The organism is Nocardioides sp. (genome assembly GCF_016462705.1).
In the GTDB taxonomy this organism is placed as follows: domain Bacteria; phylum Actinomycetota; class Actinomycetes; order Propionibacteriales; family Nocardioidaceae; genus Nocardioides.
The window spans coordinates 1-11,528 of sequence record NZ_JAEMSS010000138.1 but is presented as its reverse complement, the minus strand read 5'-3'; the positions used below and the strand labels follow the sequence as shown (position 1 = coordinate 11,528).

General features: G+C 70.0%; 10 protein-coding genes. 3 read left to right on the top strand and 7 right to left on the bottom strand.

The window, feature by feature from the left end; translation table 11 throughout:
* Positions 1-1,165 (bottom strand): Wzz/FepE/Etk N-terminal domain-containing protein (locus JHD21_RS16100; protein ID WP_292677262.1); only part of this gene is annotated, 1,165 nt, incomplete at its 3' end.
* Positions 1,166-1,183: 18 nt separating this feature from the next.
* On the opposite strand from JHD21_RS16100, the gene JHD21_RS16095 reads away from it, so the two are divergent.
* Entirely contained in the window at positions 1,184-1,528 is a 345-nt protein-coding gene (locus JHD21_RS16095; RefSeq protein WP_292677260.1) for a phosphomannose isomerase type II C-terminal cupin domain, read from the top strand.
* 79 nt (positions 1,529-1,607) lie between these two features.
* Here JHD21_RS16095 and JHD21_RS16090 read toward each other — a convergent pair whose 3' ends face one another.
* Both JHD21_RS16090 and rfbB read right to left on the bottom strand, forming a co-directional pair.
* On the bottom strand, positions 1,608-3,068 hold the full coding sequence (locus tag JHD21_RS16090) for a sugar nucleotide-binding protein (protein ID WP_292677258.1): 1,461 nt from the start codon (positions 3,066-3,068) through the stop codon (positions 1,608-1,610).
* 153 nt (positions 3,069-3,221) lie between these two features.
* Positions 3,222-4,259 carry a dTDP-glucose 4,6-dehydratase gene (gene rfbB, locus JHD21_RS16085; RefSeq protein WP_292677256.1) on the bottom strand — a complete coding sequence of 346 codons (1,038 nt, stop codon included), beginning with the start codon at positions 4,257-4,259 and terminating at the stop codon, positions 3,222-3,224.
* Between rfbB and rfbA the strand changes: the two genes are divergently transcribed.
* The gene (rfbA, locus tag JHD21_RS16080) at positions 4,246-5,115 is read left to right on the top strand and encodes a glucose-1-phosphate thymidylyltransferase RfbA (protein WP_292677254.1); all 870 of its coding nucleotides are present in this window, start codon (positions 4,246-4,248) and stop codon (positions 5,113-5,115) included. The genes rfbB and rfbA overlap by 14 nt on opposite strands.
* 13 nt (positions 5,116-5,128) lie before the next feature.
* On the opposite strand, the gene JHD21_RS16075 is transcribed toward rfbA, so the two are convergent.
* On the bottom strand, positions 5,129-6,586 hold the full coding sequence (locus tag JHD21_RS16075; RefSeq protein ID WP_292677252.1) for a sugar transferase: 1,458 nt from the start codon (positions 6,584-6,586) through the stop codon (positions 5,129-5,131).
* A 193-nt stretch (positions 6,587-6,779) separates the two neighbouring features.
* Positions 6,780-7,205 carry a response regulator gene (locus tag JHD21_RS16070; protein WP_292677250.1) on the bottom strand — a complete coding sequence of 142 codons (426 nt, stop codon included), beginning with the start codon at positions 7,203-7,205 and terminating at the stop codon, positions 6,780-6,782.
* 331 nt (positions 7,206-7,536) lie between these two features.
* On the opposite strand from JHD21_RS16070, the gene JHD21_RS16065 reads away from it, so the two are divergent.
* Complete coding sequence (locus tag JHD21_RS16065) at positions 7,537-8,373, top strand: SGNH/GDSL hydrolase family protein (protein ID WP_292677248.1); 837 nt, start codon at positions 7,537-7,539, stop codon at positions 8,371-8,373.
* A gap of 18 nt (positions 8,374-8,391) precedes the next feature.
* Here the strand turns inward: JHD21_RS16065 and JHD21_RS16060 are convergent, their stop codons facing one another.
* Together JHD21_RS16060 and JHD21_RS16055 are read right to left on the bottom strand one after the other, a co-directional pair.
* Positions 8,392-9,699, bottom strand: a complete 1,308-nt coding sequence (locus JHD21_RS16060) for a DUF1501 domain-containing protein (RefSeq protein WP_292677246.1) — start codon at positions 9,697-9,699, stop codon at positions 8,392-8,394.
* Positions 9,696-11,438, bottom strand: a complete 1,743-nt coding sequence (locus tag JHD21_RS16055; RefSeq protein ID WP_292677244.1) for a DUF1800 domain-containing protein — start codon at positions 11,436-11,438, stop codon at positions 9,696-9,698. Before JHD21_RS16055 ends, JHD21_RS16060 begins: the two co-directional genes overlap by 4 nt.
* Between the last annotated feature and the right edge of the window lie 90 nt (positions 11,439-11,528).

Sequence of the window (11,528 nt, the reverse complement as noted above, 5' to 3'; positions counted from 1 at the left end):
GGATGGGACCGCAGGCCAGCACGTGCAGGCCGGTGTCGTCGTAGGTCTGGAGCGCGTCCTCGAGCTTGACCTTGCCGACCAGCACATTGGTGGTGCCGATCGCGCTGTCGACCCCGAGGCGCTTGGCCACCATCGGCCGGCGCAGGTCGCACTCGATGAGCACGACGCTGTGGGCGCCCATCGCCATCGTCACGGCCAGGCCTACCGCGGTCGTGGTCTTGCCCTCGCCGGGCAGCGAGCTGGTGACCACGAAGACCTTCTTGTCGTGGTCGACCTCGACATACTGCATGTTGGTGCGGAGCACGCGGAACGCCTCGGCCCACCGGCTGGCGCCCGACAGCGCAGCGGAAGGGGTGAGCTTGGCCGCCGCCGGGTCGGCGTTGATTCGGCCCAGGATCGGCGCCGGCGTGGCCTCGGCGACGTCCTCGGCCGAGGAGACGGTGGTGTCCATCAGCTCGCGCACCACGGCCAGCGCCACCCCGAGCAGGAGCCCGAGGACGACACCGAGTCCCAGGTTGCGCACCGGCTGTGGTGACACCGGCGTGGTGGACAGTTGGGCGTTGTCGACCACGCGCGCCACGATGATCTGCTCGCCGTTGGTCGAGGCTGGCTCCAGGGTTGGCACCAGATCGCTCAATGCCTGCGCGTACGCCTGCGCGATGTCCCGAGCTCGTTCTGGGTCTGGGTCGGTGGCGGTCAGCTCCAGGTTGACCGTCTCTGGAACGACGCTCGCCGCGATTTGAGCGCGCAACTCATCGGGGTCGGTGCCGTCGTCGAGCAGAGCGACAACGTCACCGGCCAGCCGGGGCGACTTTGGCACCAGGTCGGCGTAGGAGGAGACACGCTGGTTGGCGAATGTGTCGCCGGCAGCGGCGTTGACCTCGCCTTGGCTGGTTGCCACAAAGAGCCTAGCGGTCGAAGAGTACTGCGGGGTGGTCTGCCAGGTGACGAACGCCGCCGCGCTCGCGGACAACAGCAGCATCACGACCACGGATACCCAGCGGCGCTTGATCGTCCGCCAGTAGTCCTTGAGCTCCACGCCTGGTCCCCGCTCACCATGGTGTCTCGCGGGCCAGTGCCCGGAAATGTCCACCCAACAGTAACCCGAGACGTTCGTTGACAACGTCTTCGCGCGACGTAGGGTGGCGGCTCCGCAGATCGTCACGACTCATAAGGTGGGCATGTGGAGTCCGAGACTCGACCGTGGGGGTCGTGGCACGTCCTCGACGAGGGCGACGGCTACAAGGTCAAGCGGATCGTGGTCAGCCCGCACAGCCGGCTGTCCTACCAGTACCACCACCACCGTGCCGAGCACTGGATCGTGGCGTCCGGCAAGGCCACCTGCGTGATCGACGGCGAGACGCGGGTCGCCGCCCCAGGGGAGTGCGTCGAGGTCGAGATCGGGCAGCCGCACCGGATCTCCAACGAGCAGGACCAGACGCTGGTGATCATCGAGGTCCAACGCGGTGAGTACACCGGCGAGGACGACATCGTCCGGCTCGAGGACGACTACGGGCGCAGCGACTGACACCACTGGGTGCGAGGCTCGGCGCTAGCGCGCCTCGCACCTCGACCAACGCTTGATCAGGTCAGAACCACCGAGGTGATCAGCTCAGGTAGCGCCTCAGGGCAGTCATCGCGTCCTCGGGTTCGAAACCGGTGGCCTCGATCTTGGTCAGGTCCATGACGCTGCGCAGCGGGCGAGGGGAGAGACCCTCCTGGCCGGAGTAATAGGCCTCCGTCGTCACCGGGGAGACGTCCTCGCGGTCGCGGCCGCTCAGCGCGTACACCTCCTGGGCCACCTGGCACCAGGACATCGGCTGGCCGCCGTTGCTGACGTTGTAGGTGCCGTAGGCCGCCTGGCTGTCGACCAGGTGAGCGGTGGCCCGGGCCAGCTCCGCGGTGAAGGTGAGTCGGCCGACCTGGTCGTCGACCACTGACGGGCTGACGCCCTTCTCGGCGAGCGCCTGCATCGTGCGCACGAAGTTCTTGCCCTCGCCGATCACCCATGAGGTGCGCAGCACGTAGTGGCGGGGCGCTCCGGCGACGGCGATGTCGCCGGCCGCCTTGGTCTGGGCGTAGACCCCGAGTGGCGAGAGCGGCTCGTCCTCGGTGTGCGGGTCCTGGGTGCCGTCGAAGACGTACTCGGTCGAGTAGTGCACCAGCGTGAACCGGTGCTCGGCTGCCAGTCTGGCGAGGGTGGCCGGCGCCTGGGCGTTCGCCGCCCAGGCGGTGCGGCGGCCGTCGGGCGTCTCGGCGGCGTCCACGGCGGTGTAGGCGGCAGCATTGAGGACGAGGCCGTAGTCGTTCCAGGGCCAGGCGGCGACCTGGGCGGGGTCGGTCATGTCGAGCGGCTGGGGTTGCGCCCCAGCGCAGGGCTGCGGGGTTTCGAGGCTCGGCGCTGGCGCGCCTCGCACCTCAACCAGCGGGTGCCCCGGGAGGTCGACGAGGTCGGCGTCGGGGTAGGCGGCGGTGAGGGCGCGGCCGAGCTGGCCGAGGGCGCCGACGATGAGCGTCTTCTTCGGCTTCATCGGCTCGACGTCGGCCAGCATCGGGGTGGAGAGGTCCTTGTCGGAGATCTCGCACTCAGCCAGGGGGATCGGCCACGGGATGGCGACCGTGGGGTCGGCCAGGTTGAGCGCCGGGTAGGTGAGGCCGGCCCGCCAGTGGTCGTTGACCAGGTAGGAGTAGGTCGTGCCGTCCTCGAGGACCTGGTAGGAGTTGCCGACGCCGCGGGGCACGAACACCGCAACCGTGGGGTCGGCCTCGATGGTGAAGACCTTGCCGAACGAGTCGCCCTCGCGTATGTCGACCCAGGCGCCGAAGATCCGCCCCTGGGCGACGCTGATGAACTTGTCCCAGGGCTCCGTGTGCACGCCCCGGGTGACGCCGCGGCGGGCGTTGTAGGCCACGCTGTGCTGGACCGGCCCGAAATCGGGGAGGCCCAGCGCCGTCATCTTCGCGCGCTGCCAGTTCTCCTTGAACCAGCCGCGGCTGTCCTCGTGGAGCGGCAGGCGGACGACGAGGAGGCCTGGGATGTCGGTGGGCTCGACGCTGAGCTCAGCCATGGAGCCCCCCGCTGGTTGAGGAAGGCGCGCTAACGCCTGTCTCGAAACCACCGCAGGCTGTGCTGGGACCCGGCCACAGTGGTTGCGTACCAGCCGCGGCTTGCGAAATTTTGAGACGGTCGCTGCGCGACCTCCTCAACCAGCGGGGGCCCACTACTGACCCTTGGCGGCGTAGAAGGCCTCGGTCGCGTCCTTGGCGGGGCGCCACCAGTCCTCGTGGGCGCGGTACCAGTCGACGGTGTCGGCGAGGCCGGACTCGAAGTCCTGGAACCGCGGGGACCAACCGAGCTCGGCGCGGAGCTTGCCGGACTCGATGGCGTAGCGGCGGTCGTGGCCGGCCCGGTCGGTGACGAACTCGACGTCGTCTTCCGCGCGGCCGAAGATCCCCAGCAGCGCCTTCACGACCTGGAGGTTGTTGCGCTCGCCGTCGGCACCAATCAGGTAGGTCTCGCCGGTCTGACCCTGCTCGAGGATCCGCAGGACCGCCGAGGAGTGGTCGTCGGCGTGGATCCAGTCACGGACGTTGAGCCCGTCGCCGTAGACCTTGGGCGGGATGCCGTCGATCAGGTTGGTGATCATCCGCGGGATGAACTTCTCGATGTGCTGCCAGGGGCCGTAGTTGTTGGAGCAGTTCGAGATCGTCGCCCGCACCCCGAAGCTGCGCACCCACGCGCGCACCAGGTGGTCCGAACCGGCCTTGGAGGCGCTGTAGGGGGACGACGGGTTGTAGGGCGTGTCCTCGGTGAACCGCTTGGGGTCGTCGAGCTCGAGGTCGCCGTAGACCTCGTCGGTCGAGACGTGGTGCAGCCGGACGTCGTGCTTGCGGGCGGCCTCGAGCAGCGTGAACGTGCCGACGATGTTGGTCTGGATGAACGGGCTGGGGTCGTGCAGTGAGTTGTCGTTGTGCGACTCCGCGGCGAAGTGGACCACGGCGTCGTGGTCACTGAACAGCTTGTCGACCAGATTGGCGTCTACGATGTCGCCCTCGACCAGCTCGACCCGGTCGCCGGGCAGCGCGTCGATGGACTCCCGGCTGGCGGCATAGGTCAGCTTGTCCAGCACCGTGACGCCCAGGTCGGTGTTGTTGACGACGTGGTGCACGAAGTTGGAGCCGATGAACCCGGCGCCGCCGGTCACGAGTAGGCGAGTCACGGAAGTCCACTCTAGGGTCTTGCGGGTGCGCGGAATCATCCTGGCCGGGGGGACCGGCTCACGCCTGCACCCGATCACGCTCGCCGTGAGCAAGCAGCTGATGCCTGTCTACGACAAGCCGATGATCTACTACCCGCTCACCACGCTGATGCTGGCGGGGGTCCGGGACGTGCTGGTGATCACGACGCCGCACGAGGCCGAGCAGTTCCGTCGGCTGCTGGGCGACGGCTCCCAGTTCGGAATCTCTATCACCTACGCCGTGCAGCCGAGCCCCGACGGGCTGGCCCAGGCGTTCATCATCGGCGCCGACCACATCGGCGACGAACCCGCCGGCCTGGTGCTCGGCGACAACATCTTCTACGGCGGCGGTCTGGGTGAGCGGCTGCGCCGCTTCAGCGAGCTCGACGGGGCGGCGGTCTTCGGCTACCGGGTGGCCGATCCGACGGCGTACGGCGTCGTGGAGTTCGACGAGTCGGGCCGCGCCCTGTCGTTGGAGGAGAAGCCGGCCAAGCCCAAGAGCCACTACGCGGTGCCCGGGCTCTACTTCTACTCCAGCGACGTGGTCGGCATCGCCTCCGAGCTGAAGCCGTCGGCGCGCGGCGAGTTGGAGATCACGGACCTCAACCGGGTCTACCTCGAGCAGGGCCGGCTCCAGGTCGAGGTGCTGCCCCGTGGGTCCGCCTGGCTCGACACCGGGACCTTCGAGGACCTCGACGAGGCCGGCAACTTCGTGCGCGCCATCGAGCACCGGCAGGGGCTCAAGATCGGCTGCCCCGAGGAGGTTGCCTGGCGGATGGGGTTCCTGTCCGACGCCGAGCTCGCCGCCGCCGCCGAGCCGCTCATGAAGAGCGGCTATGGCACCTATCTGCTCGGGCTGCTCGACGACCCGCGCTGATCTCCCGCGTGCTTCAGTAGGCGCCTTGTCGCGAAACCACGGCTCGCAGCGTCTTCGCGAGGATGCTCAGGTCCTGGAGCATCGACCAGTTATCGACGTAGTAGAGGTCCAGTCGGACGGCCTCCTCGGCTGAGAGGTCCGATCTGCCCGAGACCTGCCACAGGCCGGTCACGCCTGGTCGCACATGCAGTCGACGGCTCATGGCGCTGTCGTAGAGCTCCACTTCGGCGGGGACCTGAGGTCGTGGCCCGACCAGACTCATGTCGCCGAGGAGCACGTTGAGCAGCTGTGGAAGCTCATCGATGGAGAAGCGGCGTAGCGTCCGCCCTGGCCTGGTGATCCGGGGGTCGTCCTTGAGCTTGAAGAGAAGAGCTTGCTGGCCATGCTCGACCTGCAGGGCTTTGATCCGATCCTCGGCGTCCGTACACATGGTGCGGAACTTCAAGCACTCGAACGAACCGCCGTGGCGGCCGACGCGGTTGTGCTTGAAGAGCACCGGCCCGCCGTCATGGAGACGGATCACGGCTGCGACAGCGACGAACACGGGGGACAGCAGCACCAGGAGGGAAAGCGACCCGACTACGTCGAAGACGCGCTTTCCCAGGCGCGAGGCATGGCTCCAGGTGGGTGGGTCCACGTGCATCAAGGGCAGCCCCCCGACAGGTCTCACCTTGATGCGCTGGTTGGAGATGTCGGTGACGCTGGGAGCCACGACCACCTGCACGCGGTGCTGCTCGAGGTCCCAGACCGCCTGTCGCATCGCCGCGCCGGTGCCGATCGAGCCGCCGGCGAAGAAGATGACGTCGGCCTCGGTCTTCATCACCAGCGCGGTGACGTCGGTGGTGTCGCCAAGCACGGGGATCCCGGCAGGGGTCTCCTCCCGGTCGTCGTGCACCGGGGTGATCGCGCCGATGATCCGGTAGCCGAGCCAGCTCTCCCGGCGCAGCACGTTGGCGATCTCGTCGATGTGCGGCGCCGTGCCTGCGATCACAACGCCCTGTTGTAGTCGGCCCGCCCTTCGGGCGCGGTGCAGCGTCTGCCGGCTGGCCCAGCGACCGAGCAGTAGAAGGGGGATTCCGACCGCGAAGGCGAGCAGGAAGAAGCCACGTGACAGCTGGAACTTGGCCAGGTAGCACGCCACCCCGAGAAGACCGGCGGTCACGATGCTGGCGTTGAAGACCCGCTTGTACTCGTCGGTGCCGGCTCCGAAGACGTCGGCTCGGTAGCCGCCGGCCAGGTAGACGACCACGACCCACCCAAGGACGAGCAGGGGCCCGACAAATGTCAGATGACTAGAGATATCGGCCGCGGACGTGAAGAGGGACAGTTGCTTCCGACCGAGGACCGCTAGCACCACCGACGCCGCGACCAGACCGATGTCGGTCAGCAGCGCGACGAGTGGCACGTAGCGCAAGGTCGAGCTGGGCGAGGCGGTGCCGACCCGTTCTCGCACCTCGTTCAGGACAGTCATGGAGTTCCCCGCTCCGCGCACCACCGGGCCAGGCGCTCAACTAAGACCGAATTGCCTAGTGTTCGCATCGGCTCTCCCCCGGTAGCGTCGAGCGGTGGGTCTCGACACTGAGAGCTGACCGGAGTGACGTTACGTGCTGACCTGCGATAACGCGACCCCTCGATTCCCGATCATCGTTTTGAGTGAGGATTGTTCACAGGCTGTTCACAGTGGGTGACGTTGCTGCCACCGGTCCGATGGCGTCTGTCGGTCCCTGCCTGCTCGCCACCGCCTCAGCGCGGCCCCTCAGGTCACGGATGCTGAAGGGCTTGACCAGGTAGTCATCGGCCCCGGCGTCGAAGGCCTTCTGGACGTCGGCGGGGTCGGCCTGGCCGGTGATCATGATGATGTAGGTCTGGCTGAACCCGCGCAGCTGCCGGGCGACCTCGTAGCCGTCCATGCCGGGCATGTTGACGTCGAGCGTCGTGAGGAGCGGGTCGTGGTCGCGGACCGCCTGGATCCCGGTCGGCCCGTCGGCGGCGGTGAAGACCGCGAAGCCGGCCTGGACGAGCATCACCTCGGTCAGCTCGCGCAGGTCGAGCTGGTCCTCGATGACGACCGCCACGCGTGCCTCGCTCACGTCTCGAGAGTAGGTGCGCAGGCGCCGCGGCGTACGTGCTTCGGTCCATCCCATCAGCCCCAGGAGCAACAACAGGTCTAGCCCGGTTGTCATCGAATGATTGACGGCGTAACTACAGAGTCCGCCGGAGCGTTTCCGGTGTGTGACTCTGGGGGGAGTCACTTGGGATCGGCGCGAGCCGGTTCCCACGGTCCGGGCCGGTGCAGCGCCCGCGGAGGTCGCTCCCGGCCCGGACCGAGCTCAATCTGGCCGGTTCGGGCTCGCCAGGGACCGATTGCCCGCACACTTCTGTTGTCGCCTCCGTCGCCCCACCCGTCGAACTGGTCGAGCCATGTCCCCGTCCCACCCCGCGGTCGCCAAGCGCCGCTTCACCGCCATCGCGGTCGCGGCGATGGTCGCGTGGGGACTGACCGGCGCCGGGCTGCTCGCCACCGTGCCGGCCGCGCAGTCGTCGGACCGGTACGCCGGCTCGGCGCTCGCCCCCGCGGTGGTCGTCCAGGCCGTAGTCGACACCGCTGCCGGGGCCAAGGCCCAGGCCAAGGAGCGGATCCGGGCCGCGAACACCCTCGTCGTCTTCGGCGACTCGGTCACCGCCCGGTACAACGACCGGGCCGGCCACCCCGAGCAGGGCTTCTGGAGCATGCTGGCCGGCGAGCTCGGTGCCCGCACCGAGGTCCGCGCCCAGCCCGGCGCGGGGTTCGTCAACCCCGGCGGGGTCGGCTGCACCGGCAGCACCTTCGGCGGCCAGCTGGCCCGGCCGGCGGTGGCCGAAGCGGTCGCCGGCGCCGGTGCCGTGGTCATCGAAGGCGGCCGGACCGACACCCAGACCTGCCGCCAGGGCGGTGGCTACGACCTGGTGCCGGACCGGCAGGTAGGCCGGGCGGCGGCGGCGTTCATGGCGCAGGTCCGGCGGCTGCGCGGTGGCGACCCGGCCTGCACGGTCGTGGTCGTGCCGTGGGGTCCCGCCGGGCTCGTCGCCAACCGGGACCGGATCACCGGCATCGTCCGGGCCGCTGCGGCGCGGCAGGGGTTCACCTTCGTCGACACGCTCGGGCTGCTGACCGAGGCGACCACGATCGAGGACGGGGTGCACCCCACCCGGAGCGGCAACGAGGCGCTGACCCGCGCGATCCTCGACCAGAGCGCGCTCGAGGGCTGCTTCGCCTGAGCTCCGTCCGGGCGTCCGTCAGACCGCCTGCATGACCCCGACCGACTCGGGGCTGAACCCGGGGAACACCGCGGCCGTGGAGGCTCCCAGGCCGGTGGTGACCACCTCGCTGAGCACGCTGCGGTAGTCGGTGGTGACCAGCAGGTCGGCGTCCGTGGTGTTGGTGAGCCCCGGCCAGGTGCCGTAGTAGCGGCCGCCCTTGACGCCGGCGCCGACCAGGAACATCACGTTGCCGTAGCCGTGGTCGAGCCCCTGGTTGGCGTTCTCCTTCACCCGCCGGCCGAACTCGCTCAGCGTCACCACGGTCACCCTGTCGGCCAGTGGCCCCAGGTCGGTGAGGAACGCTGCCAGGCTGAGCGCGAACTGGTCGGCCATCCGGCGCAGGTTGCCGTTGTCCGGCTGGCCGATCCCGGTGTGGTGGTCCCACGAGCCGTGGTCGACGGTGATCACCTCGGCGCCGACATCGGCGCGGATGGTCCGCGCGGTGGAGGCGAGCGCCCGGCCCAGGTCGGAGTTGCCGGGGTAGACCGCCCCGTTCGCGGGCGTCGACGGCCCGGTGCGCACCGGCGCGAACTGGTCGACCACGTCGAGGGCGGTGCGCGCGCCGCTGCCCAACGGTCCGGGCACGTCGCCCCACATCCTGGTCATCGACTGGTAGCGCTTGGCGGCCGACGCCGCATCGCCCGCGGCCGAGAGCTTGACCGAGTCCGCGCCCGAGGTGGCCAGGACCGGCTCCGGACCGGACATGGCGGCGACGGGGACGCCGCTGCCGAACTGGATCGCCTCGATCGGGGAGCCGGTCCCGTTGCGGCCGACGAGCCTGTTGAGCCAGCCGACCCGTTTGTCGGAGCCGGGGTCGGCGTCCTCGACCTCTTCCATCGCCGAGAAGTGGGACCGGTTGGGCGCCGGGAGGCCGGTGGCGTGGACCGCGGCGAGCTTGCCGCTGGTCCACCACGGCAGCAGCGGTGACAGGGCCGGGTGCAGTCCGAAGAAGCCGTCCTTGGCCAGCAGCCGGCTCGACGGCACCGCGATCGAGGGCCGGGCCGAGTAGTAGACCGGGTCGCCGTGCGGGACGACCAGGCTGAGGCCGTCGCACGCGCCGCGCATCGACAGGACCACCAGCACTCGGTCGACCGGCGCCGCGGCGTACGCCGTGGAGGTGAAGGCGGTCCCGTGGGCGGTGGTGACGGCGGCGGCGCCGCCGAGCGCCGCCGCCGTACGCAGGAACCCGCGCCGCCCGATCCGGGCGCGGTCGGTGCGGGCGAACTCGTCGCAGCAGCTCTCGGTGCTGCTGGGGATGGCTGGGGTGCTCGGGGTCGCGGTCATCGGCTCAGGTGCTCCGGGCTGTCGAGGAGGGTGGTCAGGAGCACGGGCATGCCCCAGCGCACCAGGGCATGGGTGGGGGTGATGGCGGTGCCGGGAGCGAGGCCGGTGGCCAGGCAGCACGCCTCGACCACCCGCTGGCCGGCCTGGCGGCAGAGGAGGCGTCGGGAGAGATGGTCGACGAGCGCGTCGAACCGCATCGACTGCGTCCCGGTCAGGGGGACCCAGTGGCTGACCGGGTGGTAGGACGCGTCCTGCTTCGGCCACCAGCCCCCGCACATCGAGTAGTGGGAGTCGAAGGAGGCGAGGACCCGTGAGGCCGACGACCAGGCGGCGCCGTTCTCGGGCGGCCCGTCCGGGCGGGCCCAGCCGAACGGCATCTGGCCGATGCTCGAGGTCTGCCACAGGATCGAGTTGGCCGTCGAGCCGTCGTTCACCGGCCGGTGGACGGTGACGTCCAGGGCGCGGTAGGTGGCGACCACGTCGTCGGTGGGGGTGCGCACCTTGCCCCCGGCCGAGGCCGCGAACTCCGGGTGGGCGACCAGGGCGCGCAGCACCGGGACGATCGCGGTCTGGTTCGCCAGGTAGACGTCGGCGAGGTGTGCGACCAGGGCGTCCGACGGCGAGTCGGAGACGAACCGCTGCGCCAGCTTCTTGGCCAGCCGGGTGGCGGTGGCCGGGTGGTGTGCCAGGTAGGTGAGGTAGGCCTCCGCGACCGGGCGGCCGTCGGCGGCGGCGTTCGGGTGGGTGAAGTCGAGGACCTTGACGGCACCGGTCCAGTGGCTGTTCGGCTCGTACCAGACGTTCCAGGTGCGCCACATGTCGACGCGGTAGCCGGTGAGGATCCGGGCGGAGCTCTTGACGTCGTCCTCGGTGTGGTGGCCGCGCCCGACGGTGTGCAGCTCGAGCAGCTCCCGGCCGAGGTTCTCGTTGGGGGCGTTCTTGGTCGAGCTGGCGTTGTCGAGGCTGGCGCCCATCGCGGGGTGGGTGATGGCGGCGACGAGCATCTGGTCGAACCGGCCCAGGGCGTGGGACCGGATGAGCTTGCCGTAGGCGGCGCGGAACGGGTAGACGCCGTCGTCCTGGACCGGCACGTGCAGATGGCTCTCGAAGAACTCCGTGACGACCTCCAGCACCTGCCGCTTGGAGTAGATGCGCCGCAGCAGGCACCAGCGCTGGTAGTTGGCCATCGCCTCCCAGCCGGCCTCGACCCCGCTCTTGTCGCGCTGCACGATCGTGGCCGTGTCGAGGTCGACCGACGCCCACCACGACTGGAGGCCGTCGGCGACCGGGTCCGCGATGGTGTTGGGCAGCAGCTGGGCCGCGAACCAGGCGGCAGCGCCGCCGGCGGCCTGCATCTCGGCGTGCAGCGCAGGCGTCATGCCGTAGGTGAACCGGCTGGCCAGGTGCAGCGCCGCCGGGTCCGGCAGCTCGGTGAGCGGCGGCAGGGTGGGCGTGGGCTGGTCGGGCTGGTCGTCGGTCTGGTCGTCGGTCGGGGGCTGGGGCTTGTGCTTGCGGTGCCGGCAGGTCCGGGCCTTCCGGCAGGTGTGCTTGCGGTGCACCTTGCACCGGTGCCACTTGCCCTTGCCCTTCTCCGGGGCCCCGGGAGCGGCCGCCGGGGACGCCGCAGCGTCCCCGGCGACCAGCAGGGGCGTGACGGCGGCGGTCGCCAGACCGCCGGCCACTGCCCGGTGCAGCCCGCGTCGGGTGGGGGACGACGCGAGCGAGACGGGTTCAGGCATGGGGGAACAGACTCCTGCGGGGGGTGGACAGGGGTTTGTTCGCCACCCGCGGAGGGTGGGGGGCCCGAACGACGCAAGTCTGAGCGCGCA

Bases quoted from the DNA above. Each gene is read 5' to 3' on its own strand.
- JHD21_RS16090 (WP_292677258.1), bottom strand. From the start codon at position 3,068: ATGGCTGAGCTCAGCGTCGAGCCCACCGACATCCCAGGCCTCCTCGTC.
- rfbB (WP_292677256.1), bottom strand. From the start codon at position 4,259: ATGATTCCGCGCACCCGCAAGACCCTAGAGTGGACTTCCGTGACTCGC.
- JHD21_RS16075 (WP_292677252.1), bottom strand. From the start codon at position 6,586: ATGACTGTCCTGAACGAGGTGCGAGAACGGGTCGGCACCGCCTCGCCC.
- JHD21_RS16065 (WP_292677248.1), top strand. From the start codon at position 7,537: ATGTCCCCGTCCCACCCCGCGGTCGCCAAGCGCCGCTTCACCGCCATC.
- JHD21_RS16060 (WP_292677246.1), bottom strand. From the start codon at position 9,699: ATGACCGCGACCCCGAGCACCCCAGCCATCCCCAGCAGCACCGAGAGC.
- JHD21_RS16055 (WP_292677244.1), bottom strand. From the start codon at position 11,438: ATGCCTGAACCCGTCTCGCTCGCGTCGTCCCCCACCCGACGCGGGCTG.